Origin of the sequence: Leucobacter sp. USHLN154 (assembly GCF_037145595.1) — a bacterium.
GTDB lineage: Bacteria > Actinomycetota > Actinomycetes > Actinomycetales > Microbacteriaceae > Leucobacter > Leucobacter alluvii.
Genome location: NZ_JBBCXF010000005.1, coordinates 164,513 through 190,630, shown reverse-complemented (window position 1 = coordinate 190,630; position 26,118 = coordinate 164,513). Strand labels below are relative to the sequence as shown.

Genomic DNA, 26,118 nt, shown 5'->3' with positions numbered 1-26,118 from the left:
CTAACCGCGTCTGATGGGAGCCTCGTTCGCATCGTCGGCAGCCCCGTCGCGCTGCGCACGCTCGGCCACTGCGGCGATGTGCGGCGCGTCGGTGCCGCAGCAGCCGCCGAACACGGTGGTGAGCGGGAGAAGGTCTCGCAGTGCGAGCTCCGCCTCGGCGAAAGCGCGCGGCTCATCACCTGCGCCGTCGTCGCCCGAGGCCGCGGCGTTCAACCGGAACCCGACGATGCGGTCGAGCTCGGCAGCACCGGCGTCCCTCGCGATTCCGGTGGCGACCTCGCTCGGATGCGCGCAGTTGATCAGGTACCCCTCGGGCGCCGCATCGGTCGCGCGATCCACCTCCGAGATCGCCTCGGTGATGGAACTGCCGTCCGCGAGCAGCCCGCTCGCCCCCACGATGAAGGACACGAGGACCGGGACGCGGGAAGCTGCGGCGGCACGCACGACGCCGATGCCCTCCGCCGCGTCGAGCGTGGTCACGGAGGTCACACGATCGGCGCCCGCCTCTGCAAGGGCGCGCACCTGAGGGGCATGGTACTCCTCCGCCTCGGCCGCGCTCATCCGTTCCCCTGCGACGTAGTCGTCGAAGCGGGGCCCGACGCAACCGTTCACGATGATCTCGGGCGCGGGCTGCGGATCCCCCTCGTCGAGCTCGCGCACGAGCGCGACGGCGTCGGCGTTCACGCGAGCCAGGTCGTCGGCGCCGTACCCGAGACGCCCGCCCCAATCCGCGTTCGCCCGCCAGGTCGGGGTGTCGAGCACCAACGAGAGGTCGTGTTCGCGGGCGACCGCCAGGAACGGCGCGTAGTACTCGTGCAGCGCGGTCCTGCCCGCTGCGGAGTCGAGCAGCACGAACGCCGCGAACTCGGGCAGCTCCTGCCCGAGTCGATCCGTGAGCGCTGTCTCGATGCCGCCGTCGGTCACGATGATGGTCATGATGCCTCCTCTGATTCCAGCGGTGCGTCGCCCCTCAACGCATCCATGATCGCGGCACGACGCCGCAAGAACCCGGCCACACGCGAGTGATGGCGATCCATGATGCCCGCATCCCTCAGCGCGAGGGTACCCGGGTCGCCGCGCTCGATCCCCGCTCGCCACCGCTCGGAGATGAGCGACATCCGAGCCTCCACCGCTGTCAAGAGCTCGCGCGCCGTCACTCCGCCGTAGGCGCTCGCCGCACGCTCGAGCCGTCGCGCCGCATCGGCGGCATCGATCTCGCGCAGGAGCGGCACGCCCGACCAGCACATGAAGGCGAGGTCGTCGAGCGGATCGCCGGGCCCCGCGCGATCCCAGTCGATCATGCCGGCGAATCCGTCGTCCAGAACCACCCAGTTGTACAGCCCAGGATCGTTGTGGCAGATGACCTGGCCGGGTTCGAGGCGCTGCACGCCTTGCCGCCACTCGAGTGCTCCCGGTGAGAAGTGGCGCACGGCGTCGTGGAATCGACGCAACCAGCTCGCCGCCTCGACGAGCGCCGCGTCGTCGACGCTGTCGCGCTCCGGGTCGAGCGTGCGGCCAGGCAGGTAATCGAGGATCTCCTGGCCGTCCTCGTCGATGCCGTGCACGCGCGGGATGCCGTCGAGGCCCTGCTCGTCGAGATAGGCGAGCAGCGCGTGGACCGCGGGCGTCCAAGGACCCGTGGGGCGATGGACGCGTGTCGCGCCGTCCGCCTGCTGCACGCGCCAGACGCCGCCGGACCCGCCCGGAAGATGCTCGCGCTCCATGCGTCACACCGTACCGGAATCCGCGTCCTCTCGGGCGTGCACCGAGCTCACGACCGTGACCGCCGCTGCTCGATCAGCGCCTGCGTCATCTCATGGAGCGAGTCGGCGACGCTCGCGACGTCGAGCTCCTCCGGAGTCACCGCTTCGAGCACTTCAGCCCAGCGCGCACGAAGTCGAGACAGATTCTCCGCAGCGAGCGGAGTGGAGCTCACGAGTACGCCGCGGCCGTCGGGGCTCGAGCGGCGGCGCGCCACGAGGGCCTTCGCCTCGAGTCCGCGAAGCGCGGTGCTCAGATTGGATCGCTGCATGCCGAGACGTTCGGCGAGCGCGCCGGGCGCCGACTCGCCGTGGCGATCGAGGGTGCCCAGCACGAGTCGCTCGGTCTGCGTCAATGGAATGTAATCGGCGTGCTCGTGCCGAGACTCGATCTCCCTCGCGAGGGCCACGACCGCGGCGGCCAGGTCGGCGATTGAGGCGTCGTCTCCAGGCGCGGCATCGTGCATAGGATCATCGTAGGCCACCTGCCCGAGATATTTATAGTAAGATAACTAGTTATGTCCAGTGCACCCCCCTCCGTCCAAGCTCCGCAGACCGAGGTCTCCCGAAGCGACGCCCTCGGCCCCGCCCTGCTCCTCGTGCTCGGTCTCCTCGCCGCGGTCGCCCCGTTCGGCATCGACCTCTACCTCCCAGCGTTTCCCGCGATCGCGAGCGAACTCGGCACGAGCGCGACCGGCGTTCAGCTGACACTGACCGGCTTTCTCGTCGGCATTATGATCGGGCAGCTCGTGTTCGGCCCGCTCTCCGACCGGTACGGCCGACGCGTCCCGCTGCTGATCGGCACGATCGTGCTCATCGCTTCGAGCGCCGCCGCGGTGTTCGCACCGAACCTCGGCGTACTCGTCGCGGCGCGCGTGCTGCAGGGGGTCTCTGGCGCCGCGGGCATGGTGCTCGGGCGCGCCATCATCTCCGACCTCGCCACCGGCGCCGTTGCGGCGCGTGCGATGAGCCTCATGATGATCGTCAGCGGCATCGCGCCCGTCATCGCACCGCTGGTCGGCGGGGTGCTCGCCGATCCGCTCGGCTGGCGCGGAGTGCTCGCTGTGCTGCTCGTGATCGCACTCGGCACGCTCGTCGCCGTCATCTGGGGCGTGCGCGAGACCCTGCCGGCCGACCGACGTGCGCAGCTGGCCGAAGCTCGCCGCGCACAGGGCTCGCCCGCACGACGACTGATCTCTCGGCAGTACCTCGGCCACACCATGGCCTTCGCTGCAGCGTTCACCGTGATGATGGCGTACATCTCGGCGTCGCCCTTCCTCTACCAGTCGATGCTCGGCGCGAACGAGCTGCAGTACGGGCTGCTCTTCGGCCTCAATGCGCTCGCACTCGTGGTGACGAGCGCCGTCTCCGCCCGCCTCGTCGCCCGTGTCGGCCCGCGCGCGCTCGCGGCGATCGGACTCTCCGGCGTCGCAGTCGGCTCACTCGTCATGCTCGGCGCCGCACTCCTCGGGACGTCTCCCTGGGTCCTCGCCGCCGCCGTCTTCGTCGTGGTCGGCTCGCTCGGATTCGTGATGGGCAACGTCACGGCACTCGCACTATCGGCGGTACCCGGTGCTGCAGGTACGGCTTCCGCGCTGCTCGGTGCGCTGCAGTTCGGCTTCGCCGCCGCCGTCTCACCGTTCGTCAGCATCGCCGGCGAACGCAGCGCACTGCCCCTCGCGGTCATCATGGTCGCCGCCGCCGCGGTCGCGCTCATCGCGTTCGCCAGCGGACGCGAGCGTTCGACACCCTCCTGAGCCGGACCGCTGAGCGCGCGCCACGACGTTTCGACGGGCGCGCGCTCAGCGTTTCAGACGCGGTGGATGCGGTCGCGCACCGCGCGAAGCTCGAGCGGCGCCGTGTGCAGCGGGGGCTCGCCGTGCATCTGCACGTGCAACCGCTCCATACGGGTATCGAGCTCAGCTGCCGTCTCGGCGGCGTGCTTGAGCTCGCGGATCAGCGTGTCGGGCACCTGTCGTTCGTACTTGTAATAGATCTTGTGCTCGAGGCTCGCCCAGAAATCCATCGCGATGGTGCGGAACTGCACCTCGACAGGAACGTCCACGCGACCCGTCGACAGGTAGACCGGAACCGAGATGATCGTGTGGAGGCTCTTGTACCCGTTCGATTTCGGGGTCTCGATGTAGTCCTCGACCTCGAGCACCGTGATGTCATCCTGCTGCGTGAGCAGATCGAAGAGCTGGTAGACATCGCGGATGAAGGCGCAGGTGACGCGCACTCCGGCGATGTCGTAGATCTCGGTTCGAATCACATCGAAATCGGTGCCGATGCCGCGCCGCTCGAGCTTCGCCACCAGGCTCTCAACGGATTTCACCCGGCTCGAGACGTGCTCGATCGGGTTGTACTCGTGCATGTGGAGGAACTCTTCGCGCAGAATCGCGAGCTTGGTCTCGACTTCCTCCATTGCGAAACGGTACTCGAGCATGAAGCGCTGCATCTGATCGCCGAGCGTTCGGAGTGCACTCGGCGAGATCGTGATCTGATCGTCAGCGGGGTCTTCGTGCGCGTTCTCGTCGTGCGCAGAGGCCGTCGGATTACTCATGGATTCAGGCTACCTCTCGGCTGCTCGAACGACCTGACAGATCGATCGCGTGGGGCGGTGCAGCGCAGCACCGTCGTCACGCACCCTCGTGCTCCGCGCGAAACACGTGCACGAGCGCGTTGGCGTGTCCATGCCCCATGCCCTGTTCCTTCAGGAACGCGACCTGCTCCATGTGCTTCTGCCCGGCGAGCGGTCGCAGCCGTTCGAACCACGCGTCGATGCTGAGCCCGTACTTCTGCTCGATCGACGGGAAATACGATTTCGGGCCGGTGACCTGCTCCGACATGGACGCCTCCTCCGCGAGTGCCATCGTGCGGCTCCACCCAGATGGGTTGCCGCACGGCCACGCTAGCACGGCGGGCAATCGAAGCGAACAGTCGGCATTATGCTGATGTCTGCACTGCACGACGACAACCGCCCGCGGCTCGACCGCGGAGCGTGGGGGGACATCATGACCGAGCAGAAGCGCACGGTGGACACGGCCGCTGCCCGACAGGATCGCGGCTTCTTCGGGCACCCGTGGGGCCTCGCGAACCTCGCCGGCGTCGAGATGTGGGAGCGGTTCAGCTTCTACGGCATGCAGGGATTGCTCGCGTTCTACATCTACTACTCCCTCTCGGAAGGCGGCCTCGGCATGTCCGAGGCCGCCGCGACGTCCATCGTCGGGGCGTACGGAGGACTCGTCTACCTCTCGTCCGTCCTGGGCGGCTGGGTCGCCGACCGCGTGCTCGGCGCCGAGAAGACTCTGGTGAGCGCAGCGGTCATCATCATGTTCGGGCACATCGCCCTCGCCGTCTTCCCCGGCGTCGTCGGGCTCGGTGTCGGGCTCGTCAGCGTGGCGCTCGGCGCGGGGTCTCTCAAGACGACGACGTCGACGGTGCTCGGCGACCTCTACGAGCCGAACGACGTGCGGCGCGACGCCGCGTTCTCGATCTACTACATGGGCGTCAACATCGGAGGCTTCATCGGCCCGCTCCTCACCAGCCTCGTCTGGGGCTGGAAGGGCTTCCACTGGGGCTTCGGCCTCGCGGCTCTCGGCATGGCGCTCGGCCTGTTGCAGTACGTGCTGCTGCGTCGGCACACGGTCACCGAATCTGGCGCCCGCCCCACCAATCCGTTGACGCGGCCCGAGCGCCTGCGGTGGATCGTGATCCTCGTCGCGGCGATCGCCATCATCACCGTCGCGGCGCTGCTCGGCCTGCTGCGCGCCGAGAATCTCTCGATCATCGTCGTCGCGCTCACGATCGTCGCGGCGATCGGCCTCTTCTCGGTGATCGGCGCGAGTGCGCGGGTCACGTCGGACGAGCGAAGCCGGGTCCTCTCCTACATCCCGCTCTTCATCGCCTCCGCGGTGTTCTGGACGCTGTTCCAGCAGCAGTTCACCGTGCTCGCGATCTACTCCGATCAGCGACTCGACCGCAATCTCTTCGGTTTCGAGCTTCCCCCGAGCGTCGTCACCTCGATCAACCCGGTCTTCATCATCATCTTCGCTGGCGTCTTCGCGGCCATGTGGACGAAGCTCGGCGAGCGCCAGCCCAGCACGCCGATCAAGTTCGCACTCGGCACGATGATCATGGGGCTCGCGTTCCTCACGTTCATCCCGTTCTCCGGCGGAGCGGACGGCTCGGTGCCCTTCTACGCCATCGTGCTCATCCTGCTCCTCTTCACCTTCGCGGAGCTCTGCATCTCCCCGGTGGGCCAGTCGCTGGCGACGAAGCTCTCGCCCCACGCGTTCCACTCCCAGATGGTCGCGCTCCACTTCCTCTCGATCGCGCTGGGGTCGGCGGCCGCCGGCGCCCTGTCCGGCCTGTACTCGACGGACGACGAAGTGCCGTACTTCCTGACCATCGGACTGGCGTCGATCGCCGTCGGCATCGTGCTCGCGACCGTGAAGGCGCCGATCCTGCGCCTCATGCGCGGCGTTCGCTGAGGGGAAGCAGCGCGGTCGCTCAGTCGGGGATCGTCTCCCCCGCCGCCGCAGCGGCCTTCTGCGCCGCGGCTTCGACCTCGGCGACGTATTCGCCCCACCATGCGGGGTCGTTCTGCGGCAGGTTCAACGCCTCCGCACGCATCCCGGCCATGTTGTCGAGGCGCTCGCGCAAGATATCCGCGTGACCCGCGTGCCGGTGGGTCTCGGCGATCATGTGTACGAGCAGCCGGCGCACGGTCACCGCTTCTCCGCTCCACCAAGGTACTGCCCCGGACGCGTCAGCGCCGAGCTCGCGCACGGTTGCATCGTCGCTCGCCCACACGCGCCGGTACAGGCCGACGATATCTTCACGACTCTCGGCCGCGGTGGCCCACATGTCCGCGTTGTCAGGCGCATCCTCCGTCATCCATGGCGTTTCGATGCCCCCGTCGCCGCCAAGACACGTGGTGAGGTACCCGTACTCCGTGCTCGCCACGTGCTTCACGATGCCGAGCAGGTTCGTTCCGGTCGGCGTCAAGGGCCGACGCGCGTCGTATTCGCTGAGACCTTCGAGTTTCCAGAGCAGTGCCTCCCGGCCGACCTGCAGGTAGCGCAGCAGCAGCTCAATCTCCTCGTTGTGATCTTCATCGTGTTCCATGCCGACAGCGTACCGAGCCACTCGAGTCGAGTCAGCCCTGCTCCGGCCAATTGGAGGTCAGGTAAGCCTCGAGCGCCCGATGGCGGAAGGCGTAGCGTCGACCCCGCGAAACGATGCCCCGGACGGTGTCGAGGCGCTGCGCGAACGGGCCGACGTTCGCGGCTCGGCTGTAACCCATCGATTTCGCAATCGCCGTCGCGGTGCGCTGGCCGGGCTCCGCTGCTGCCATGTACTCGATAAATTCGCGTTCTTTCGCAGGGAGGCGATCGAGGATCCGCTCGACGTGCGCCACGGCCTCGTGCTTCGCCGCCTCCCAGCCCATCAGCACGTCCTCGCGACTGATCACCGCGCTGTGACCGGCGTACCAGGCGCGCTCGCCGGCGAGCTGGAACAGGAACGGTTCACCGTGGCACAAGGCGACGAGCGCGTCGACTGCGTCTGCGGTCATGCGCACGGCGGTCATCGCGCCCGCCCCGTCCGGCACTGACCATCCAGGGTCGATGAAGGGCGCGAGAGCGAGACGGATCTCACCGTCTGAGATCGGTTCGAGCGTGGTCGTCGCAAAGCGTCGAGCGAACGTCGCCCCGGTGCGCGAGGAGGCTTTCTCCGCGAACTCCGGCAGCCCCGTCAGGTATACGGCGATCGGGAGCGAACGGTCGCGCACCTCGCCGCCCGGCAGATCCGTGCGGATCGTGGCCGTGATCGCGTCGCCCAGACTGATGAGCAACTGCGACAGGGCGTTCTCATCGGTGACGTTCTGGATCTCATCGATGTGGATCAACACGACGGTGCGCGCCCGCACCGCGGCGGTGCCCACCGCGACCAAGAGGTCGGTGAGCGCCGTGTAGGGTTCGGGGCCGGCTGTTCGGTCGATGGTGAGCGAGATTCCGCTCGCGGCGACCTGCCGCACCCGGTCGAGCACCTCGGCGATGCGGCGCTCGCGCGATGCGGAGAGTCCGGCGAAGTCGGCGAGGCGCAGCACGGCGGTGGCGACGGCCTTCAACGGATCGGCGCCGGCGGGCAGCCGCACCTGGGGCGTGACCCATGCCCCGTCCGCTTCAGCACGAGCGGCGATCCTGCGCACCAGCGTCGATTTCCCCAGACCGGGTTCGCCGACGATCGTGCGCCCTCGCTCCGGAAGTCCGGCGAGGAGCCGAGGCCTCACGATATCCGCCCAGTCGCGCAGTTGCGCCGCTCGCCCTGCCCACACCTCGGGCAGTGTGTCGGACCCGGGCGTGAAGGGGTTATCAGTCGCATCGCGCATACGATAATGTTAACTCGAAGTTAAGCAAATTTGTTAACATTAACTCGGCGGGCGCGCTCAGGTAAACGAGCGTATTGCGCGTCTCGATCTTCCGTCATCGAATGATCACGCGAACCCAGACAGTTTCCGGGGACCTGCGCAGGCTTAACCGATCATGTAGACCATGCCTCGGCCATCTGCAACGAGCCCGGCCACGAACTCATGCGCACGTTGCAACCCATGCCTCCCACCCGAGGTCGCGCATCGCCACCTCTCCCTCGAACATCGCAAAGGCCGGTCTCGCAGTGCCTTCGAGTCTCCACGGACCAGTAAGCAGCTGCAGCTCTCGCCAAGCCTTGTCGAGATAGAGCATGTCCCGGTGAAACACGGTTTGCTCAAAGGTGGCGTGACTGACGGTCGCGTGCGGCACAAGCCCCCACGCGTCGGCGAGCGGGTCGCTTGCGATCCGGCTACGGGGATCGTCCCGAGCCCGGTCCCTCAGCCCATGGTCGAATGCATATGCGTAAAATCTGATACCCATGGATCGAGTCTCAATCCCTGCGTGAAGATGCCGATCCGGAATGTGATGATCTGTGGAGAACTCTCAACGTCAGGGGTTATGAGCGACGACGGAGCCAGGATCTCACCGAATGGGTGCTCGGTAGCCTCTCGCACTGTCAGACGTTGAAGCGCCACTCGCAGACGTCGCCGTCCTGCATGACGTAGTCCTTGCCCTCCATGCGCGCCTTGCCCTTGGCGCGGGCCTCTGCGACCGAACCGGCCTCGACGAGGTCCTCGAACGAGATGATCTCGCCCTTGATGAAGCCCTTCTCGAAGTCGGTGTGGATCGCGCCGGCCGCCTGCGGCGCCGTGGCGCCTCGCTTGATCGTCCAGGCACGGGCTTCCTTGGGTCCAGCCGTCAGGTAGGTCTGCAGCCCCAGCGTCTCGAAGCCGACGCGCGCGAGCTGATCGAGGCCGCTCTCCTCCTGACCGATCGAGGCGAGCAGCTCGGCCGCGTCCTCGGCGTCCAGCTCGATGAGTTCGCTCTCGATCTTCGCGTCCAGGAAGATGGCGTGCGCCGGCGCGACGAGGGATGCCAGCTGGTCGAGCTGCGCCTGATCCTGCAGCACCGACTCGTCGACGTTGAAGACGTAGAGGAACGGCTTCGCGGTGAGGAGGCCGAGCTCCTTGATCGGCTCGAGATCGAGGCCGGCCTGCGACAGCACCTTGCCCTCGTTCAGCGCGGCCTGAGCCGCCTTCGCCGTCTCGACGACCGAGGGGTCGATCTTCTTGTTCTTCAGCTCTTTCTCGAAGCGCACGAGCGCCTTCTCGACGGTCTGAAGATCGGCGATGATGAGTTCGGTGTTGATCGTCTCCATATCGCTCGCGGGATTCACCGCGCCGTCGACGTGAATCACGTCGGGGTCGGAGAATCCGCGCACGACCTGGGCGATCGCATCGGCTTCGCGGATGTTCGCGAGGAACTGGTTGCCGAGCCCTTCGCCCTCGCTCGCGCCGCGCACGATGCCGGCGATGTCCACGAAGCTGACCGGAGCCGGGAGGATGCGCTCCGAGCCGAAGATCTCGGCCAGCACGTCGAGCCGACGGTCGGGCAGGTTCACGACGCCGATGTTCGGTTCGATCGTCGCGAACGGATAATTCGCCGCGAGCGCGTCGTTCTGCGTCAACGCATTGAACAGTGTCGATTTGCCGACGTTGGGAAGACCTACGATGCCGATAGTTAGAGCCACGGGAGACGAGTCTACGCGGCTCTGGCCGCCCTGAGCGACGGTGCCGGTGCCGGTGCCCGTGCCGGCGACAACCTCGGCGGTGCGGCGGCGAGGCGAAAGCCTCAGGCGGGAGTGCCGCGCAGAATGGACGTCATCTTCTTGCCGCGAGCCACTTCGTCGACGAGCTTGTCCATGTAGCGGATCTGCTGCATCAGCGGATCGTCGATCTCCTCGACGCGGATGCCGCAGATCAGACCGGTGATCAGACTCGCGTTCGGATTCATGCGCGGCGCCTCGGCGAAGAACGTGCGGAAGTCCGTCTCGTCGGCGACGATGCGTTCGAGATCGTCCGCGTCGTAGCCCGTGAGCCAGCCGATGACCTGATCGACCTCGCCTCGCGTGTGCCCCTTGCGCTCAGCTTTGGCGACGTAGTGCACGTAGACGCTCGCGAAACTCGTCGAGTAGATGCGGTGCTCGGCCATGGGATGCCTCCGGTTCGACTGATGCTCTGATGATCCGACGCGCTGACGCTCCCATTCTCGCACTGAGCGCCGCGCCTCGCGGGTCCGGGCTCGCCCTGCTGGGCCGCGCCCGAGAGTGTCAGGGGCGTGTGACAGAGTTGAACCGTGCCCGTCGACTTCACCGCCATCGATTTTGAGACCGCGAACAGCCACCCCTCGTCAGCATGCTCCGTCGGCCTCGTTCGAGTGCGCGCAGGCGAGGTGGTGGATCGCGTGCACTGGCTGATCCGTCCGCCTTCCGGCCACGAGGCCTTTCTCCCCTTCAACATCCGAATCCACGGGATCACGCCGGCGATGGTCGCGGACTCCCGCGACTGGGCCGGGCAGCTGGCCGACCTCCGGGAGTTCATCGGAGACGACGTGACGGTCGCCCATAATGCGAGCTTCGACATGGGCGTGATCCGTGCGGCATGCGCAGAGACCGTGACTCCGACCCCTCGCCTGAAATACCTCTGCAGCGTGCAGATATCGCGCAAGACGTACGAGATCCCATCGCACCGGCTCCCGCTTTCGGCGGCGGCTGCCGGCTACGGCGAATTCGCGCATCACGACGCGCTGGCGGACGCCGAGGCGTGCGCCGCGATCATCTCGGACGCCGCGCGCCGGCACGCCGTCGACTCGGTCGCAGCGCTCGCGAAGCAGACCGGGGTGCGCATTCAGCAGCTGAAGGCGATCCCCCTGAAGCTGTGATGCGCGCGAATGTCGGTGGTATGCGGCAGCGTGAGGGCAACGCACGTTCGATCCAGAAACCCGGGAGAACATGAACACTCTGACCGTCACGCTCCTCAGCTTGAACCTGCTGCTCCTCATCGCCGTGCTCGTCACCGTGCTCATACGCACGGGGCGGGGCGGGGCGGCGTCGACTCCCGGCGCCGATCTCCGCGGCGTCTCCGGCGAGATCCGCCAGGATCTTTCCGCGCAGCGCAACGAGATCGGGCAATCGCTCTCCGCCATCACTGATCGCGTGCACGCCGGAGCGCAGGCGGCGCTCTCCTCGCAGAACGCACTGAGATCGAGCGTCGAAGCGCGCTTCGACGACCTCAGAGAGGCCAACGACGCGAAGCTCGAACAAGTGCGCGTCGCCGTCGGCGAGCAGTTGCAGCAGCGCCTGAAGGCGTCGCTCGACGAGAACGCGCGGCGCGTGCAGACCCTCGGCGAGGTGCACGTGGCGAAGCAGGCGGAACTGCAGCAGGTGCTGCGAGAGGAACTCGAGAAGCTGCGGCAGGGAAACGAGGCGAAGCTCGAGAAGATGCGGGAGACCGTCGACGAGAAGCTGCAGGGAACGCTGGAACGGCGACTCGGCGAATCGTTCAAGCTGGTGAGCGATCGACTCGAACAGGTGCAGAAAGGGCTCGGCGAGATGCAGACGCTCGCCTCCGATGTCGGAGGGCTGAAGCGCGTGCTGACCAACGTGAAGAATCGCGGCAGCTGGGGCGAGGTGCAGCTCGCGCGTCAGCTCGAAGACATGCTGACGCCCGAGCAGTACGCGGAGAACGTGGCCGTGCGCCCGAGCTCTGCCGAGCGCGTCGAGTTCGCCGTCAAACTGCCCGGACGCGGCGAAGATCACGAGACCGTCTGGCTGCCGATCGACTCCAAGTTCCCGCAGGAGGATTACGAGCGCCTCCTCGAAGCTCAGGAGCGCGGCGATCGCGCCGAGGTTGAGGCCGCGAGCAAGGTCGTCGAGCGCGTGATCATCACGCAGGCGAAGCTCATCCGCGACAAGTACCTCGAGCCGCCGCACACGACGGACTTCGGCATCATGTACCTGCCGACGGAGGGCCTGTTCGCCGAGGTCATACGACGCCCCGGTCTCACCAGCAGGCTCCAGTCCGAGTTCCAGGTCACCGTGGCCGGACCGACCGTGCTGATGTCGCTGCTCAACAGCCTGCAATTGGGATTCCGCACCCTCGCGATCGAGCGCCGCAGCTCCGAGGTGTGGCAGGTGCTGAGCGCGGCCAAGGGCGAATTCCAGAAGTACGGCCAGGTCTGGGAGAAACTCGGCAAGCAGCTCGCCACTGCGCAGAACACGGTGAGTGAGGCGGGGCGCCGCACGCGCGCCGTCGAAAAGCGGTTGCGCGCAGTGGAGACACTGGAGCCCGCCGGAAGTGCGGCTGAGGCGATCGACGATCTCGTACCGAGCGCGGAGCCCGAATCAGCCACGCGCAGCCTGTGGGACGACGAGTGAGCATTCCAGTGCGCCAGATGCAGACGGGCGGTTGCGTTAGCGTATGACCATGGCATCCGACGCGCACCCGCGCACCCCGTTTCCCAGCCCGCCGCGCACTGATGCCTCGGTGACTCCCCGTTTGCTCGCCATCGACATCGATGGCACGCTCACGAACAGCGCGAAGCAGATCATGCCGTTCACACGGGACGAGATCGCGCGAGTGGTCGCGACCGGGGCGCAGCTCGTGATCGTCACGGCGCGCGCCATCGCCGCCTCCATGATCATCGAGCGCAAGCTCGGGGTGCCGGCGTCGCACATCGCGTTCGGCGGGGGCACGATACGAGTGCGTGAAGGCGAGCGGCTCGTCGTGCTCGAAGAGCATCCGTTCGAGCGTCACGACGTCGCGCGCATACTCGAAGCGGCCGCCGGAGCCGACGTTCACGTCGGGCTCTACACCGCGGCGGAGTGGCACGTCAGCGACATGGGATTCTGGGGGCTGCGTGAAGCGCGCAACACCTCGATCTGGCCGAATACGATCGGAGACGGCACGCCCCCGGCCATCCCAGCGGACCCGGTCTTCAAAGTCATGTTCCGTGGCGACCCCGACGCCCTCGCACCGATCAAGGCGGCGATCGACCGCGAACTGCCGGGCGCATTCGCGCACTTCTCCGCCCGCGTGCTCGAAGTCACCGCATCGCGCAAGCACACCGCACTGACATCACTGACCGCCCACCTCGACATCGACCTGCACGAGGTCATCGCCTTCGGCGACACCGAGGCCGACGTGCCCATGCTCGACGCCGCCGGCATCGGCGTGCTCATGGGCAACGCAGACTCGACGCTGACCGTCGCACCGCACGTCGAACGCACACTCTCGAACGATGAGGAGGGCGTGGGACTCAGTCTGCGCAAGCACTTCCCCACCGACGCGCCGTTCGAGATCTGACTCCGCACGCAGGCGCCGTGGCGAAACGTCGGAGGGTCCGGGCGCGCTGCACCCGGACCCTTCGACATCACCCGATCACGACCAGCGGTTGGGATCCATATCGCTCGTGACGTGGCGGATGGTGCCGGAGTGCGCACGCATGACGATGCTCTCGGCGCGCACGAACGGGCCGTTGCGCTTGACCCCGTCGACGAACTCGGCATCCGTGATACCGGTTGCGACGAAGTAGCAGTTGTCGCTCGCGACGAGATCGTTCGCCTCGAGCACGCGATCGAGGTCGTGGCCAGCATCGATCGCGCGCTGGCGCTCCTCATCATCCTTCGGCCAGAGTCGCCCCTGAATGACGCCGCCGAGCGCCTTCACCGCGCACGCCGTGATGATGCCCTCGGGCGTGCCGCCGATGCCGACGCAGAGATCGATGTTCGAATCCCAACGGGCGGCGTTCACGCCACCGGCGACGTCTCCGTCCATGAGCAGGCGGGTACCGGCACCGGCCGCGCGGATGTCGGCGATGAGCTGCTCGTGGCGCGGCCGATCCAGCACCGCCACGCGAATGTCGGACACGTCGACCTGCTTCGCGCGGGCCAGCGCGCGGATGTTCTCACCGATGGGACGGCGGATGTCGACGACGCCGACGCCGACGGGGCCGCACACCAGCTTGTCCATGTAGAAGACCGCCGACGGATCGTACATGCTGCCGCGATCGGCGACCGCGATCACCGAGAGCGCGCCCGGGCGGCCCTCTGCAGTGAGACGGGTGCCGTCGATCGGGTCGACCGCGACATCGCACTCGGCGCCTTCGCCGTTGCCCACGACCTCGCCGTTGTACAACCAGGGAGCGTCGTCCTTCTCGCCTTCGCCGATGACGACAGTGCCGCGCATGTTCACCGTCGACAGGAAACGACGCATCGCGTCGACCGCAGCGCCGTCAGCCGCGAGTTTGTCGCCGCGTCCGATCCACGGTGTCGAACGCATCGCGGCCGCCTCAGTAGCGCGCACGAGCTCCATTGCGAGGTTGCGGTCGGGCTGCCATTCGCCCAGCGAAACAGGTTCAGTCATAGCTGCAACCCTACCGCGTAGACTGGTGCGACGAAGCGGACCCCTACGAAGTCAAGGAGCGCACATGCCCGTTGCAACACCGGAACAGTACGCCGCCATGCTCGACACCGCGAAGACCGGAGCGTTCGCGTTCCCCGCGGTCAACGTCTCGAGCTCGCAGACCCTCAACGCCGCCCTGCAGGGCTTCGCCGAAGCGGGGTCGGATGGAATCATCCAGGTGACGACGGGGGGCTCCGACTATCTCGCGGGGCACACGGTGAAGAACCGCGCGGGCGGCGCGATCGCGTTCGCCAAGTACGCGGAAGAGGTCGCGAAGGCCTACGACGTCACGGTGGCGCTGCACACCGACCACTGCCCGAAGAACGCACTCGACGACTTCCTCCTGCCGCTCGTCGCTGCGAGCGAGGCGCGCGTCGCCGAGGGCGGGCTGCCCTACTTCCAGTCGCACATGTGGGACGGCTCGGCCGTTCCGCTGCCTGAGAACCTCGAGATCGCACGGGAACTGCTCCCCCGCCTCTCCGCGATGAACGTGGTGCTCGAGGTGGAGATCGGCGTCGTCGGCGGTGAAGAAGACGGCGTCAGCCACGAGATCAACGACCAGCTCTACACGACCCTCGACGACGCGGTGGCCACCGTCGAGGCCCTCGGCCTCGGCGATCAGGGCCGCTACCTCACCGCGCTCACCTTCGGCAACGTGCACGGCGTGTACAAGCCGGGCGGGGTCTCGCTGCGCCCAGAGCTGCTCGCCGAGATCCAGCAGGGTCTGCAGGCGAAGTACGGCGTCGGCGAGAAGCCGCTGGATCTCGTCTTCCACGGCGGGTCCGGCTCGTCCGCCGAGGAGATCGCGGAGGCCGTGCGCAACGGCGTCATCAAGATGAACATCGACACGGACACGCAGTACGCCTTCACGCGCGCCCTCGCCGACTACCTCTTCAAGAACTACGACGGCGTGCTCAAGATCGACGGCGAGGTCGGCAACAAGAAGCAGTACGATCCGCGCGCCTGGGGCAAGGTGACGGAGTCCGCGATGGCGGCGCGCGTCGCCGTCGCCGCGGAGCAGCTCGGCTCCGCAGGGAAGTCGGTGAGCGCGTAGTGTCACTCCCTCGCGACGAAGCGCCGCAGGCGCGCCCGGCCGATCGCCCGCGCCCGGCCTACGGTGAACTGGCCCCGGAGGGGTGGGAGTGGAAGCCGGAGACGAGCGACGACGCACGCCCGAATGTGGCGTCGCCCACGCGCAACCTCGCGGGCACTCCGGTGACGGGCGTACCGCACAACCTGGGCGCTCGAGGCGACGGGGCGGGAGCGGTCGCGCCTGTGCCTCCCGCACCGCCCGCATCGGGGACCCGCGACCCCGAGCCGTACCGCGCTCCAGCACCGCAGTCTGGCGGCGACCCGGCTCCGCAGCAGCAGGCCCCGACGTACTCGAGCGGCGCCCCGCAGCAGAAGCCTCGTACCGCGGATCGCGTCATCACGATCATCCTGCTCGTGCTCGGCATGTTCGGCTCGCTGAACTTCGCGGCCTCGATGATGGGCCTTCCGGCGAGCTTCTCCCTGATGGCGTCGGCGTTCGAGCTCGAGGACTTCACGGTCCCGTCGTGGATCGGCACCGTCGGCACCGTGACGGCGATCGCGATCTTCGCGATCTTCGCAGTGAGTCTCATCTTCTCGATCCAGCGCATGCGCGCGCGCAAGCTCGCCTTCTGGGTGCCGCTCACCGCCGGTGCGATCGTCGTGATCGGCACGATCATCGTGTCGACCGTCGTGCTCGTCAACGTCCCGGAGCTGATGACCGCCGCCTCCGACCCGAACGCGATGCAGAAGCTGCTCGACTCGCTCGCGGAGATGAGCCAGCCGTAGCGTGACCGGGAGCGCCCGATCGAGCATCGGGCGCTCCCGCAGTCGTGCTCAGCGCACGCGTCCGCCGAGCGCGCGGGCATCGCGGTTGCCCGCCGCGTCCTGGCGCAGCTCCTTGGGAAGCGAGAACACGAGGTCCTCCTCCGCGGTCACGGCGGCTTCGACGTCGCGGTATCCCGCATCGGCGAGGTCGTCGAGCAGCTCCTGCACGAGCACCTCCGGCACCGATGCGCCGCTCGTCACACCGACGGTCCGCACCCCGTCGAGCCATTCCTGGCGCACCTCGCTCGCGAAGTCCACGCGGTACGCGGCGCGCGCGCCGTATTCCAGCGCCACCTCTTTGAGCCGCACTGAATTCGACGAGTTCTCCGACCCGACGACGAGCACGAGGTCCGTCTGAGGCGCGATCTGCTTGACCGCGACCTGACGGTTCTGCGTCGCATAACAGATGTCATCGCTCGGCGGGTCCTGCAGGTTCGGGAATCGTTCGCGCAGGCGGCGTACCGTCTCCATCGTCTCGTCCACCGAGAGCGTCGTCTGCGAGAGCCATACGAGCCGATCGGGATCCCGCACCTCGAGCGCGTCGACGTCGTCGGGCGAGTTCACGATCGTGATGCGGTCGGGCGCTTCTCCCGCCGTGCCCTCGACCTCCTCGTGGCCGTCGTGGCCGATGAGCAGGATCTCGAGATCCTGCTTCGCGAAGCGCACCGCCTCGCGGTGCACCTTCGTCACCAGCGGGCAGGTGGCGTCGATCGCGTGCAGACCACGGTCGGCAGCCTCGTTCACCACTGCAGGAGAGACGCCGTGCGCGGAGAAGACGACGTGCGCTCCCTCCGGCACCTCGTCCACTTCCTCGACGAAGACGGCGCCCATCTTCTCGAGCGTGTTCACCACGTGCACGTTGTGCACGATCTGCTTGCGCACGTAGACGGGCGCCCCGTAGCGCACGAGGGCCTTCTCGACCGCCACGACCGCGCGATCCACCCCAGCGCAGTATCCGCGCGGCGCCGCGAGAATGACCTTCTTCTCGCCCAGCACGGGCCGATCGCGCAACCGCCCGGCCTGCCGACGCATGCGCGGCATCGCGAGCGTCACCACGGGCGCCCCGATCGTGCGCTGGTCTCGCACCTGGGTGTCGTTCATGAGGCAGATTCTACCGCCGCCGCCTGCGCATCTCCGCCGGGGAGGCGGCCGGCACCGACAACTAGGCTGGTGCCATGGCAGACGCACCCTCCACCGGTCCCGCGACGAGGGAGGCCCCCTGGCCCGTCGCAGAGATGAGCGAGAAGATCGCCGCGTGGATCGACCGGCTCGGCCAGGTCTGGATCGAGGGGGAGATCACGCAGTGGCAGCTGCGCGGCGGTCACGTGTACGGCAAGCTGCGCGACCTCCACCAGGATGCGACGATCAGTTTCACCGTCTGGCGCTCGGTCGCGCAGCGCTTGTCGAGCGAGTTCTCGCCCGGCGACCGGGTCGTCGCCCTCGTGAAGCCGAATTTCTGGGTCAAGGGCGGCTCGCTCACGGTGCAGGTCTTCGACATCTCGCACGTCGGCATCGGCGAGCTCCTCGAACGGCTCGAGCGTCTGCGCCGGCAGCTGCAGGCCGAGGGCCTGTTCGACGCCGACCGCAAGCGCCGCCTCCCGTTCCTCCCCGGCCGCATCGGGCTGGTGACCGGGCGCGATTCCGACGCGGAGAAAGATGTGATCCGCAACGCGACGCTCCGCTGGCCGGGCGTGCAGTTCACGATCCACTACGCCGCAGTCCAGGGGGATCGCGCGGCCGGCGAGGTCACCGCAGGCATCGAGGCGCTCGACCGGGATCCCGAGATCGAAGTGATCGTCGTCGCTCGCGGCGGCGGCGACTTCCAGAATCTGCTGCCGTTCAGCGACGAGCGCGTGATCCGTGCGGCGAGCGCGGCGACGACCCCGATCGTGAGTGCCATCGGCCACGAGGCGGATCGCCCGTTGCTCGACGAGGTCGCCGATCTGCGCGCATCGACGCCGACGGATGCTGCGAAGCGGATCGTGCCCGACGTCGGCGAGGAGCTCGCCGGCCTCGATCAGGCCCGCGCCCGCCTCACCACGCGGCTCGGGCAGCTGCTCGCGCACGAGACGGATCGCATTGCGCAGTTGCGCGGCCGTCCCGTTCTCGCGGCGCCCGACCGCTTGATCGACGAGCGCGCCGAGGAGCTCGTCCGGTGGATCGCTCGCGGCACGGAACTCGCCGACCGCGCGATCGAGGACCGCTCGCGCTCGCTCGCCGACGTGCGCGGACGACTCGCCGCGCTCTCTCCTCGGGCGACGCTCGAGCGCGGTTACGCGATCGCGCAGGTCATCGACGACTCGGGGGCTGCCGGGTCCGTGCTCCGCGACCCCGCGGAAGCGGTCGCTGGCGCTCCGATCAGACTCTCGCTCGCCGGTGGCGCCCTCGACGTCGAGGCGATGGAGCGCTAGGAGCACCAGGAGCACGATCCCCGCCAGCCTCAGCGTGCGATACTGCATGTCATGGCGAAAGCGCGCAAGCCCGGGACCGACGATGGAGCCCACTCGGCCGAGCCCCACGAGCCGTTCGGAGTGCTCGACGAGCTCGACGAACAGCTCATCGTGCTGCTCGAGCGCGACGGCCGGATGAGCTACTCCGACCTCGCGAACGAGGTGGGGCTCACGCCGGGCGGCGCTCGCGCCCGCGTGAAGCGGCTGCAGGAGCGCGGAGTCGTGCGCGTGATCGGAGTGACGAGCCCGAATGCAGTCGGGCTCAGCAGTATCGCGAGCCTGCAGATCGAGGTGTCGGGCGACATCGACGCCGTAGCCGATCGCATCGCGGCCTTCGAGGGCGTTCGCTACGTCGTGCTCGGCTCCGGCAGGTTCAGCATCCTCGTCGAGGTCTACGCGACGTCGCCCGGCGAGCTCTTCACGCTCATCAACCGGCAGATCCGGGAGATCCGCGGGGTATCGCACATCGAGACGTTCCTCTACGACTCGGTGCACACCCATCGCCCGATCTTCCCGCTGCGGAACGGGCGCTGAGGCCGACCGGATCGATCGCCGGTGCGCGAATCGATCCGGCCGAAGGCGCCGGCCCGGTCAGTCGGCCTCTCGATCGACCACGAGTCCGAGCGCGCGCGCGAGTGACGCGGACTGTTCGATCACGGCTGTCTGCCAGTCTGCGAGTGCACGGGTCGGCGATCCCCCCACCGAGAGCGCGAACGGATCCTCGACGCCCGTGCGCACACCGCTCAGCACTTCGAGCACCGCGATGCCGCAGAACGGGACGTGCACTGCCGAGTAGCCGCCCTCGTGAGAGAAGACGATCCTCCCGCCGCACGCCTCATCGGCGATCGCGAGCAACCGCTCGGCGATCCCGCGGAAGCCTTCCGAGGTCACGCTCATGCGCCCGAGGGGGTCGAACGCCGAGGGGTCGAATCCGCTCGATACGAGGATGAGATCGGGCTGGAACGCGATGATCGCCGGTCGGGCGACCTCGTCGACGACCGACCAGTAGGCGCCGTCGCCGGAACCCGCCGGCAGCGGCACATTGATGTTCGTTCCCGCGCCAGCGCCAGCGCCCTGCTCGTCGACCAGTCCGCTGTCGACCGGGAACAGGCGATCCTGATGCACCGAGATCGTGAGCACATTCGGATCATCCCAGTAGATCTTCTGCGCACCGTTGCCGTGATGCACGTCGTAGTCGAAGATCGCCACCCGCTGCACCTTCCCCGCGGCCCGCAGCGCCTCGATGGCCACCGGCACATTCGCGAACAGGCAGTATCCCCGCCCCTGGTCCGGTTCCGCATGATGGCCGGGAGGGCGCACCAGCGCGTACGCGTTGTCGACGACGCCGTCGAGCACCGCCTCCGCCGCGACCAACGTGCCGCCTGCCGCGAGGCGCGCCAGATCGTACCCTCCGCGACCGAACGGGGAGAACCCGTCGCCGGCGTCTCCCCCGGCCTGCTCGGATTGCGTTCGGATGCGCTCCACGTGCTCCGGAGTGTGCACGCGCAGCAGATCCGCCGCATCGACTTCGCGCGCAGGGATCCGCACGAGCGATTCCAACAGGCCCGACACCTCGACGAGGCCGGCGAACCGAGCCTTCGACTCCGGGCTCTCGAAGTTCTGGTAAGGCTGCACGTATCCCCCGGAGGGGTAGATGCCGGCGTGCGTGCCGGTGTCGTGCCATGCGTATCGTTCGTGCCAGACGTATCCGGTCCTGCGCTCCATTGCGGTTGTCCTTCCAGCTTCGCTCGGCGATCCGCGCCCGATGGCGCTGCGTCCCGATGGCCCCCACCATAGCCTCAAGAATTCACGATCCACAAACAAATGCACCGTTTGAATGTCGAAACATAAATGAAACACTCTTCCCGTTGACTTTAGGGATTCAAACGTGTTGTCATAGTGACGCTGCGGGCCAGGGTCGGCTCGACAACGGAGGGCGCCGGTGCCCTCCGAGCACCCCGACGAAGGAGTCAACTCATGAAACGCACCCGTGCACTATCCGGCGGCGTCGCACTCGCGGCTGCCGCAGCGCTCGCACTGAGCGGATGCACTTCAGACAGCACCGGAGGCGACGCGTCATCCGGGTCCGAGGCGAAGGGCGCCGTCGCGATGAGCTTCGCCGGTCTCGACATCCAGATCTGGAACGACATGCTCCCCTTCATGGAGACGATCGTGACCGACGCCGGCTACGAATTCGTGACCGACGACCCCAAGTGGAATGCCCAGACACAGGTGCAGGATTGGGAGTCGTGGCTCGTCCGAGGCGACATCAAGGCGATCATGGGGTACCCCGTGCAGTCGGACGCGATGGTCGCAGTCACGACGCAGGCGACCGACGCCGGCATCCCGATCCTCGGCTACGGCAGCACGTGGGATGGCGTGACGGCGGCCGTCACCCTCGATCACGAGGCCGATGGCAAGAAGGCCGGCGAGAAGGCCGCTGAATGGATCGCGGAGACCTACGGCGACGAGAAAGTCGACGTCGCCTTCCTCGGCTGGCCCGACACCGATCTCGGGCGGCTCCGCGGCCAGGGCATGCTCGACGCCCTCGACGCGGCCGATCTCAATCTCGACATCACCGAGCACAAGGTGCTGAGCCTCGACGACGGGTACGCCGCCGTGCAGAATCAGCTCAACGCGGCCCCCGACACGAAGGTCTGGCTCGCCATCGCCAACGACCCGGCTCTCGGGGCCTACCAGGCGCTCACCGACTCGGGGGTCTCGCCCACCGACGACAGCATGCTCCTGCTCAACCTCGATGCGACGGACGCCGAACTCGAGGTCATCATGGAGCCGGATTCGTTCTGGCGGTACGCGTACATCGCCCCGGCACGACAGCTCGCCGAAGCGAACGCGCAGATGCTCGTCGACGCGGCGGAGGGCGAACCCGTGGAGGATCAGTCCGTTCCGGTCACGGAGGTCACGAGCGAGAACGCAGAGGACTTCCTGCTCGCGAACCAGTAGTACTCCCATCGGGGCGCCCAGAGGCCGAGGTGCGCCCCGATGACCCCGTAGCGTGCGACGAGAGGACCCCCGCATGGTCGACCATCAGTATCGGCTCGAGTACACCGGCGTGACCGTCGACTTCGGTGCGACACGCGCACTCGAAGACATCACGTTCGCGATCGCCCCCGGCGAGATCGTCGGACTGCTCGGCCACAACGGCGCTGGCAAGAGCACGCTCTTCAACGTGACCACGGGCGTGATCGATGCGAGCAGCGGAGCGTTCAGCATCGACGGCGCACGCATCGACAAGCGGCTGACCCCGCGCGAGGCCGCCCAGCACGGAGTGACCGTCATCCATCAGGAACCTGCGCTCGCCCCGAACATGTCGGTGCTCGAGAACCTCTTTCTCGCACGCAGAGCTCCCCGGGTCGCGGAGCGGCGGGCCCAGGCACGCCAGGCGCTCGCGGCCGTCGGGGCCGACATTCCGCTCGAGATCCCGGTCGAAGCGCTCGGACTCGGTGAACGGCAGCTCGTGGATATCGCACGCGGCATGCTCTCGGGCGAGATGAAGGTGCTCCTGCTCGACGAGCCAACCGCAGCGCTCGGCCGGGCCGAGACCGATGCGCTGCACGACCTCATCAGAGGCTTCGCGCAGCGCGGCATCGCCGTCGTCTACGTCTCGCATCGCCTGCCAGACATCATGGAGGTGTGCACGCGCATCGTGGTGCTTCGCGGCGGGCGTCTCGTCGTGGACGGACCGTCGAGCGACTTCACGCCCGCGAAGCTCGCGGATGCGCTCGTTCCCGACTTGCGCTCGCTCGACTTCACCCACGTCGCACCTGGCGATGAGGTCGTCGCGATCGACACTCCGGGCGGAGGCGTTCGCGCACGCGCCGGGGAGGTCGTCGGCCTGTTCGGCATGGCCGGCGGCGAGCAGTTCGACATCGCGGCGCAGCTCGCGGGGGCGGCCAATACTCCGCAGCCCTACACGCTGGGCGGGGCGCCCGTGCGCTTCGCCTCACCGGCGCAAGCCATCAAGCGCGGCGTCTTCTTCGTCCCACCCGATCGCGACACCGAAGGACTCATCGCCTCTGAAACCGCGCTCGACAACGTCATGCTCCCGTGGCACTCAGCAGGCGCGGCTCGTGGATGGTGGGTATCGGCGAAATCGGGTGCTGAGGTCTATGAGCGCGCCCGCAGCGCCCTCGACATCCGCGGCCCCTCGGCCGATGCCGAGATCTCGCAGTTCTCAGGCGGCAACCGGCAGAAGCATCTGCTCGCTCGGTGGCTGTACCCCGCCCAACCTGCGCTGCTGATCCTCTCGCAGCCCACGCAGGGCGTCGATGTCGGCGCGAAGCTCGACATCGTCGAAGCGACGCGAGCCGCCGCCGCCCGCGGCGCAGCAGTCCTCGTGGCGTCGAGCGAGTCCGACGAGATCGCGAGCCTCTGCGACCGCGCCTACACGATGCTGGGCGATCAGCTCGTCGACGTCCCACGATCAAGCACCTTCAACGAAGACCTCCTGACCTCGCTCCTCGCCATCGCCGAGCCGACCCGCGCCTGAACGGACCCCTCATGAACGCCGAACGCCTCAAGATCTTCGCCGCGAAGAACGGCATCTTCCTCGCTCTCATCGTGCTCGTCGCCGTCTTCTCCATCCTCCGCCCCAACTTCTTCACCTTCGCCAACGGGCAGAGCATACTGCTGCAGGCAGCAGAACTCGGATTGATCGCGATTCCCGCCGCATTCCTCATCATGTCGGGCACCATCGATCTCTCGGTCGGCTCGGTCGCCTCGGCGTCCGCGATCACCGGTGGCCTCGCGATGAGCGCGACGGGTTCGACACTGCTCGGCTTCATCGCCGCCGTGGCCACCGGGGTCGCCGCCGGGGCGCTCAACGGGTTCTTGATCGCCTACCTGCGGCTCAACTCCTTCGTCGTCACGCTCGGCGCTCTCAGCGTCTGGGGCGGGCTCGCACTCCTGCTCTCCGATGGGCGCACCATTCCGCGCGCAGAGCTCCCCGAGGCGTTTCGCAGCATCGGCACGTTGAAGGTGGGCCCGATCCCCATTCAGATCATCGCGCTCGTCGCGGTCATCGCGCTCGGATGGTACGTGCTCAACCACACGACCTTCGGCAAGTCAGTCAAGGCGATCGGCGGGAACGAGCGCGCCGCGCGCCTCATGGGCGTCAACGTGCAGCGCTCCCGCTTCCTCCTCTTCGTCGCGACCGGGGCCTTCGCCGCACTCGCCGGCCTGTTCCTCTCGGCCAAGGTGCAGTCGGCGAACCCGAACATCGGATCGGGCCTGGAGCTCGAGGTGCTCACCGTCGTGCTGCTCGGCGGGGTCGCCTTCGAGGGCGGGGTCGGCCGCATCAGCGGCGTCGTCGCGGGTCTCCTCTTCTTCCGCGTGCTGCGCGCCGGTCTGGTGTTCATGCAGGCGTCGCCGTTCCTGCAGACGATCCTCGTCGGCGCCACCCTGATCATCGCGGTGGCCCTCGACAGCTCCATCCAGCGCATGATCCGATCGTCCTGGGCGAAGCTCGGCAAGCGCGCCGTCGCCCAGGATCCGGCGGACGGCGCTGAGCGCGAGGAGGCCCCGCCGCGACGCTGACTCCGTCGACATCGGTGTCAGGAGCGCCGGGTAGACTCGTACGCATGGCAGATACGGTGGTTCCGGATCCCGCCTCCCTCTCGTATGAGGAAGCGCGCGACGAGCTCATCCAGGTGGTCAGCCGCCTCGAACAGGGCGGAGCGACCCTCGAAGAATCGTTGCAGCTCTGGGAGCGCGGCGAGAGCTTGGCGTCGCGCTGCGAGGAATGGCTGCTCGGCGCGCGACAGCGACTCGAGGCGGCGCGGAAGAACGCGGGCGACGGATCCGTCGGAGGTGACGCGTAACCGATGGCGAAGCAGCACAAGACGCCAGCGGTGGTCGCCGAGCTCGGCCGACCCGAGACCCCTGCCGAGACCGCATCGCGCAAGGCGAGGGACAGCCGGCTCTATCGGGAGCGCAAGACGGTCAACAACCTCGTCTTCTCATTGCTCGTGAGCCTCGGGCTGGTGCTCGTCATCTTCTTGATGGTGCCCCGCGGCACGGGCGGGTTCGCGGAACACGAGGTGAACGTCGCGTCGCTCGCGACCGAGGCGGCTCCGAGCGCGGGCCGAGAGCTCGCCGCTCCGCAGGTGCCCGAGGAGTGGAAGGCGAAGCAGGCCGAACTGCGCGGCAGCGATGGCGTCACCGCCTGGCAGATCAACTACACCACGGTCGATGCGGAATCGGGCCGCGAGGCCTATGCCGCGGTGACGCAGGCGTTCACCCCGGACGGCGCCCCCGTCGAAGACGTCTGGATCGCGCAGCAGCTCGAACAGCAGGCTCCGACCGGCAACGAATCGCTCGGCGGCCTCGAATGGATCACCTACGATCACAGCGATCGGGATCCCGACAACTCCAATGTGCTCTTCGCGCTTCAGGCGCAGTGGGAGAACGACACCATTCTCGTCTACGGTACCGACGCACCGTCCACGCTTCGCGACCTGGCGACGGACGTCGCCGAGTCGCTCTCCGAACCGAAGGGAACCGAATGACCGCCCCGAGAGTCACCCCGCAGCAGGCCTGGGACGCACTGGTCGCCGGCAACCGGCGCTTCATCGACGGCGGCCCTCAGCATCCCAGGCAAGACGTCGAGCGCCGCAACGAGCTCACGAACGGGCAGGTGCCAGACGCAGCGCTCTTCGGCTGCTCGGATTCCCGGCTCGCCGCCGAGATCATCTTCGACGCCGGCCTCGGCGATCTCTTCATCGCCCGGAACATGGGGCACGTGGTGGCGGAATCCATCACGGCTTCCATGGAGTACGCCGTCGCGAACCTCGGCGTCGCCGTGATCGTGGTGCTCGCCCACGATTCGTGCGGCGCCGTCGCTGCGGCGATCGGTCAGATGGAGCAGGAGCCCACCGCTGTTCCCATCGCGGTGCAGAACACGCTCGCGCCGATCCTGCCGTCGGTGCAGGAGCTCTGGCTCCGCGAGCACCGCGACACCCCATACGTCGACGTCTCGGCCATCGACGCCGACGCCGTCGGCCGCGTGCACCTCGCCGCGACCGTCAACCAGCTGCTGCGCAGTTCGCGCATCATCAGCGATGCCGTGGCCGCTGGCCGGCTGGGCATCGTCGGCTGCCAGTATCAGTTGTCAGAGGGACGCGCAGTCGCCGTGAGCGCCGTCGGGCACCTCGACATCACCGCAGCAGAGCCGGTCGCCGCGGCGTGAGCCAGGCAC

General features: G+C 67.8%; 27 protein-coding genes. 15 read left to right on the top strand and 12 right to left on the bottom strand.

Features of this window, described 5'->3' with window-relative positions:
• The 3 genes from WFH23_RS10670 to WFH23_RS10660 are packed head-to-tail and all read right to left on the bottom strand — an operon-like array spanning position 1 to position 2,227.
• Positions 1 to 936, bottom strand: coding sequence for a homocysteine S-methyltransferase family protein (locus tag WFH23_RS10670; RefSeq protein WP_336662493.1), 936 nt, complete (start codon positions 934 to 936; stop codon positions 1 to 3).
• A complete protein-coding gene (locus WFH23_RS10665; protein WP_336662492.1) occupies positions 933 to 1,724 on the bottom strand; it encodes a phosphotransferase in 792 nt (263 codons plus the stop codon). The genes WFH23_RS10670 and WFH23_RS10665 overlap by 4 nt, the downstream gene beginning before the upstream one ends.
• A 47-nt stretch (positions 1,725 to 1,771) precedes the next feature.
• Positions 1,772 to 2,227 carry a MarR family winged helix-turn-helix transcriptional regulator gene (locus tag WFH23_RS10660; protein ID WP_090150801.1) on the bottom strand — a complete coding sequence of 152 codons (456 nt, stop codon included), beginning with the start codon at positions 2,225 to 2,227 and terminating at the stop codon, positions 1,772 to 1,774.
• 51 nt (positions 2,228 to 2,278) lie between these two features.
• Between WFH23_RS10660 and WFH23_RS10655 the strand changes: the two genes are divergently transcribed.
• The gene (locus WFH23_RS10655; protein WP_336662491.1) at positions 2,279 to 3,517 is read left to right on the top strand and encodes a multidrug effflux MFS transporter; all 1,239 of its coding nucleotides are present in this window, start codon (positions 2,279 to 2,281) and stop codon (positions 3,515 to 3,517) included.
• A 53-nt stretch (positions 3,518 to 3,570) separates the two neighbouring features.
• Here the strand turns inward: WFH23_RS10655 and WFH23_RS10650 are convergent, their stop codons facing one another.
• Together WFH23_RS10650 and WFH23_RS10645 are read right to left on the bottom strand one after the other, a co-directional pair.
• On the bottom strand, positions 3,571 to 4,323 hold the full coding sequence (locus WFH23_RS10650; RefSeq protein WP_090150807.1) for a GTP pyrophosphokinase: 753 nt from the start codon (positions 4,321 to 4,323) through the stop codon (positions 3,571 to 3,573).
• A gap of 76 nt (positions 4,324 to 4,399) precedes the next feature.
• On the bottom strand, positions 4,400 to 4,633 hold the full coding sequence (locus tag WFH23_RS10645) for a DUF4287 domain-containing protein (RefSeq protein ID WP_442918736.1): 234 nt from the start codon (positions 4,631 to 4,633) through the stop codon (positions 4,400 to 4,402).
• Positions 4,634 to 4,774: 141 nt separating this feature from the next.
• On the opposite strand from WFH23_RS10645, the gene WFH23_RS10640 reads away from it, so the two are divergent.
• Complete coding sequence (locus WFH23_RS10640; protein ID WP_090151397.1) at positions 4,775 to 6,253, top strand: peptide MFS transporter; 1,479 nt, start codon at positions 4,775 to 4,777, stop codon at positions 6,251 to 6,253.
• A gap of 19 nt (positions 6,254 to 6,272) precedes the next feature.
• Here the strand turns inward: WFH23_RS10640 and WFH23_RS10635 are convergent, their stop codons facing one another.
• From WFH23_RS10635 to WFH23_RS10620, 4 genes are all read right to left on the bottom strand, one after another.
• Positions 6,273 to 6,890: a DinB family protein gene (locus WFH23_RS10635; RefSeq protein WP_336662490.1), complete on the bottom strand. Its 618-nt coding sequence runs from the start codon at positions 6,888 to 6,890 to the stop codon at positions 6,273 to 6,275.
• Between the two features lie 31 nt (positions 6,891 to 6,921).
• Positions 6,922 to 8,154, bottom strand: coding sequence for an ATP-binding protein (locus WFH23_RS10630; protein WP_336662489.1), 1,233 nt, complete (start codon positions 8,152 to 8,154; stop codon positions 6,922 to 6,924).
• A gap of 656 nt (positions 8,155 to 8,810) precedes the next feature.
• Positions 8,811 to 9,884 carry a redox-regulated ATPase YchF gene (gene ychF / locus WFH23_RS10625; RefSeq protein ID WP_090150862.1) on the bottom strand — a complete coding sequence of 358 codons (1,074 nt, stop codon included), beginning with the start codon at positions 9,882 to 9,884 and terminating at the stop codon, positions 8,811 to 8,813.
• A gap of 101 nt (positions 9,885 to 9,985) precedes the next feature.
• Complete coding sequence (locus tag WFH23_RS10620; protein WP_200331385.1) at positions 9,986 to 10,345, bottom strand: DUF2200 domain-containing protein; 360 nt, start codon at positions 10,343 to 10,345, stop codon at positions 9,986 to 9,988.
• 144 nt (positions 10,346 to 10,489) lie between these two features.
• On the opposite strand from WFH23_RS10620, the gene WFH23_RS10615 reads away from it, so the two are divergent.
• The 3 genes from WFH23_RS10615 (at position 10,490) to WFH23_RS10605 (ending at position 13,497) form a co-directional block, all read left to right on the top strand.
• Positions 10,490 to 11,074 (top strand): 3'-5' exonuclease, encoded by a 585-nt coding sequence (locus tag WFH23_RS10615; RefSeq protein ID WP_211648831.1) that lies wholly within the window; start codon positions 10,490 to 10,492, stop codon positions 11,072 to 11,074.
• A gap of 70 nt (positions 11,075 to 11,144) precedes the next feature.
• Positions 11,145 to 12,569 carry a DNA recombination protein RmuC gene (gene rmuC / locus WFH23_RS10610; RefSeq protein ID WP_336662488.1) on the top strand — a complete coding sequence of 475 codons (1,425 nt, stop codon included), beginning with the start codon at positions 11,145 to 11,147 and terminating at the stop codon, positions 12,567 to 12,569.
• A gap of 49 nt (positions 12,570 to 12,618) precedes the next feature.
• Positions 12,619 to 13,497 carry an HAD hydrolase family protein gene (locus WFH23_RS10605; protein WP_336662487.1) on the top strand — a complete coding sequence of 293 codons (879 nt, stop codon included), beginning with the start codon at positions 12,619 to 12,621 and terminating at the stop codon, positions 13,495 to 13,497.
• Positions 13,498 to 13,572: 75 nt separating this feature from the next.
• Here WFH23_RS10605 and glpX read toward each other — a convergent pair whose 3' ends face one another.
• A complete protein-coding gene (gene glpX, locus WFH23_RS10600; RefSeq protein ID WP_090150878.1) occupies positions 13,573 to 14,556 on the bottom strand; it encodes a class II fructose-bisphosphatase in 984 nt (327 codons plus the stop codon).
• A gap of 64 nt (positions 14,557 to 14,620) precedes the next feature.
• On the opposite strand from glpX, the gene fbaA reads away from it, so the two are divergent.
• Positions 14,621 to 15,649 carry a class II fructose-bisphosphate aldolase gene (gene fbaA, locus WFH23_RS10595; protein WP_090150884.1) on the top strand — a complete coding sequence of 343 codons (1,029 nt, stop codon included), beginning with the start codon at positions 14,621 to 14,623 and terminating at the stop codon, positions 15,647 to 15,649.
• Positions 15,649 to 16,413 (top strand): DUF6264 family protein, encoded by a 765-nt coding sequence (locus WFH23_RS10590; RefSeq protein ID WP_336662486.1) that lies wholly within the window; start codon positions 15,649 to 15,651, stop codon positions 16,411 to 16,413. Before fbaA ends, WFH23_RS10590 begins: the two co-directional genes overlap by 1 nt.
• A gap of 48 nt (positions 16,414 to 16,461) precedes the next feature.
• Here the strand turns inward: WFH23_RS10590 and WFH23_RS10585 are convergent, their stop codons facing one another.
• Complete coding sequence (locus WFH23_RS10585; protein ID WP_090151407.1) at positions 16,462 to 17,493, bottom strand: 4-hydroxy-3-methylbut-2-enyl diphosphate reductase; 1,032 nt, start codon at positions 17,491 to 17,493, stop codon at positions 16,462 to 16,464.
• A 134-nt stretch (positions 17,494 to 17,627) separates the two neighbouring features.
• Here WFH23_RS10585 and xseA point away from each other — a divergent pair, with 134 nt between their 5' ends.
• Positions 17,628 to 18,863 carry an exodeoxyribonuclease VII large subunit gene (gene xseA, locus WFH23_RS10580; RefSeq protein WP_090150890.1) on the top strand — a complete coding sequence of 412 codons (1,236 nt, stop codon included), beginning with the start codon at positions 17,628 to 17,630 and terminating at the stop codon, positions 18,861 to 18,863.
• Between the two features lie 51 nt (positions 18,864 to 18,914).
• On the top strand, positions 18,915 to 19,436 hold the full coding sequence (locus tag WFH23_RS10575; RefSeq protein WP_090150895.1) for an Lrp/AsnC family transcriptional regulator: 522 nt from the start codon (positions 18,915 to 18,917) through the stop codon (positions 19,434 to 19,436).
• 57 nt (positions 19,437 to 19,493) lie between these two features.
• On the opposite strand, the gene WFH23_RS10570 is transcribed toward WFH23_RS10575, so the two are convergent.
• A complete protein-coding gene (locus WFH23_RS10570) occupies positions 19,494 to 20,627 on the bottom strand; it encodes a class II histone deacetylase (RefSeq protein ID WP_090150898.1) in 1,134 nt (377 codons plus the stop codon).
• Between the two features lie 252 nt (positions 20,628 to 20,879).
• On the opposite strand from WFH23_RS10570, the gene WFH23_RS10565 reads away from it, so the two are divergent.
• The 6 genes from WFH23_RS10565 to WFH23_RS10540 all read left to right on the top strand — a co-directional run bounded on the left by WFH23_RS10565 (position 20,880) and on the right by WFH23_RS10540 (position 26,109).
• The gene (locus WFH23_RS10565) at positions 20,880 to 21,866 is read left to right on the top strand and encodes a sugar ABC transporter substrate-binding protein (RefSeq protein WP_090150901.1); all 987 of its coding nucleotides are present in this window, start codon (positions 20,880 to 20,882) and stop codon (positions 21,864 to 21,866) included.
• Positions 21,867 to 21,939: 73 nt separating this feature from the next.
• Complete coding sequence (locus WFH23_RS10560) at positions 21,940 to 23,412, top strand: sugar ABC transporter ATP-binding protein (protein WP_336662485.1); 1,473 nt, start codon at positions 21,940 to 21,942, stop codon at positions 23,410 to 23,412.
• A gap of 11 nt (positions 23,413 to 23,423) precedes the next feature.
• Positions 23,424 to 24,458: an ABC transporter permease gene (locus tag WFH23_RS10555; RefSeq protein WP_211648838.1), complete on the top strand. Its 1,035-nt coding sequence runs from the start codon at positions 23,424 to 23,426 to the stop codon at positions 24,456 to 24,458.
• Positions 24,459 to 24,502: 44 nt separating this feature from the next.
• Positions 24,503 to 24,742, top strand: coding sequence for an exodeoxyribonuclease VII small subunit (locus tag WFH23_RS10550; RefSeq protein ID WP_090150910.1), 240 nt, complete (start codon positions 24,503 to 24,505; stop codon positions 24,740 to 24,742).
• A gap of 3 nt (positions 24,743 to 24,745) precedes the next feature.
• Positions 24,746 to 25,429: a DUF4245 family protein gene (locus WFH23_RS10545; protein WP_336662484.1), complete on the top strand. Its 684-nt coding sequence runs from the start codon at positions 24,746 to 24,748 to the stop codon at positions 25,427 to 25,429.
• Positions 25,426 to 26,109, top strand: coding sequence for a carbonic anhydrase (locus WFH23_RS10540; protein ID WP_090150916.1), 684 nt, complete (start codon positions 25,426 to 25,428; stop codon positions 26,107 to 26,109). Before WFH23_RS10545 ends, WFH23_RS10540 begins: the two co-directional genes overlap by 4 nt.
• The last annotated feature ends 9 nt before the right edge of the window (positions 26,110 to 26,118 follow it).

What these genes read in the sequence shown, in the direction of transcription:
- WFH23_RS10670 (WP_336662493.1), bottom strand. Translation starts at nt 936, where the DNA reads ATGACCATCATCGTGACCGACGGCGGCATCGAGACAGCGCTCACGGAT.
- WFH23_RS10665 (WP_336662492.1), bottom strand. Translation starts at nt 1,724, where the DNA reads ATGGAGCGCGAGCATCTTCCGGGCGGGTCCGGCGGCGTCTGGCGCGTG.
- WFH23_RS10660 (WP_090150801.1), bottom strand. Translation starts at nt 2,227, where the DNA reads ATGCACGATGCCGCGCCTGGAGACGACGCCTCAATCGCCGACCTGGCC.
- WFH23_RS10655 (WP_336662491.1), top strand. Translation starts at nt 2,279, where the DNA reads ATGTCCAGTGCACCCCCCTCCGTCCAAGCTCCGCAGACCGAGGTCTCC.
- WFH23_RS10650 (WP_090150807.1), bottom strand. Translation starts at nt 4,323, where the DNA reads ATGAGTAATCCGACGGCCTCTGCGCACGACGAGAACGCGCACGAAGAC.
- WFH23_RS10645 (WP_442918736.1), bottom strand. Translation starts at nt 4,633, where the DNA reads ATGGCACTCGCGGAGGAGGCGTCCATGTCGGAGCAGGTCACCGGCCCG.
- WFH23_RS10640 (WP_090151397.1), top strand. Translation starts at nt 4,775, where the DNA reads ATGACCGAGCAGAAGCGCACGGTGGACACGGCCGCTGCCCGACAGGAT.
- WFH23_RS10635 (WP_336662490.1), bottom strand. Translation starts at nt 6,890, where the DNA reads ATGGAACACGATGAAGATCACAACGAGGAGATTGAGCTGCTGCTGCGC.
- WFH23_RS10630 (WP_336662489.1), bottom strand. Translation starts at nt 8,154, where the DNA reads ATGCGCGATGCGACTGATAACCCCTTCACGCCCGGGTCCGACACACTG.
- WFH23_RS10620 (WP_200331385.1), bottom strand. Translation starts at nt 10,345, where the DNA reads ATGGCCGAGCACCGCATCTACTCGACGAGTTTCGCGAGCGTCTACGTG.
- rmuC (WP_336662488.1), top strand. Translation starts at nt 11,145, where the DNA reads ATGAACACTCTGACCGTCACGCTCCTCAGCTTGAACCTGCTGCTCCTC.
- WFH23_RS10605 (WP_336662487.1), top strand. Translation starts at nt 12,619, where the DNA reads ATGGCATCCGACGCGCACCCGCGCACCCCGTTTCCCAGCCCGCCGCGC.
- glpX (WP_090150878.1), bottom strand. Translation starts at nt 14,556, where the DNA reads ATGACTGAACCTGTTTCGCTGGGCGAATGGCAGCCCGACCGCAACCTC.
- fbaA (WP_090150884.1), top strand. Translation starts at nt 14,621, where the DNA reads ATGCCCGTTGCAACACCGGAACAGTACGCCGCCATGCTCGACACCGCG.
- WFH23_RS10585 (WP_090151407.1), bottom strand. Translation starts at nt 17,493, where the DNA reads ATGCCGCGCATGCGTCGGCAGGCCGGGCGGTTGCGCGATCGGCCCGTG.
- xseA (WP_090150890.1), top strand. Translation starts at nt 17,628, where the DNA reads ATGGCAGACGCACCCTCCACCGGTCCCGCGACGAGGGAGGCCCCCTGG.
- WFH23_RS10575 (WP_090150895.1), top strand. Translation starts at nt 18,915, where the DNA reads ATGGCGAAAGCGCGCAAGCCCGGGACCGACGATGGAGCCCACTCGGCC.
- WFH23_RS10570 (WP_090150898.1), bottom strand. Translation starts at nt 20,627, where the DNA reads ATGGAGCGCAGGACCGGATACGTCTGGCACGAACGATACGCATGGCAC.
- WFH23_RS10565 (WP_090150901.1), top strand. Translation starts at nt 20,880, where the DNA reads ATGAAACGCACCCGTGCACTATCCGGCGGCGTCGCACTCGCGGCTGCC.
- WFH23_RS10560 (WP_336662485.1), top strand. Translation starts at nt 21,940, where the DNA reads ATGGTCGACCATCAGTATCGGCTCGAGTACACCGGCGTGACCGTCGAC.
- WFH23_RS10555 (WP_211648838.1), top strand. Translation starts at nt 23,424, where the DNA reads ATGAACGCCGAACGCCTCAAGATCTTCGCCGCGAAGAACGGCATCTTC.
- WFH23_RS10550 (WP_090150910.1), top strand. Translation starts at nt 24,503, where the DNA reads ATGGCAGATACGGTGGTTCCGGATCCCGCCTCCCTCTCGTATGAGGAA.
- WFH23_RS10545 (WP_336662484.1), top strand. Translation starts at nt 24,746, where the DNA reads ATGGCGAAGCAGCACAAGACGCCAGCGGTGGTCGCCGAGCTCGGCCGA.
- WFH23_RS10540 (WP_090150916.1), top strand. Translation starts at nt 25,426, where the DNA reads ATGACCGCCCCGAGAGTCACCCCGCAGCAGGCCTGGGACGCACTGGTC.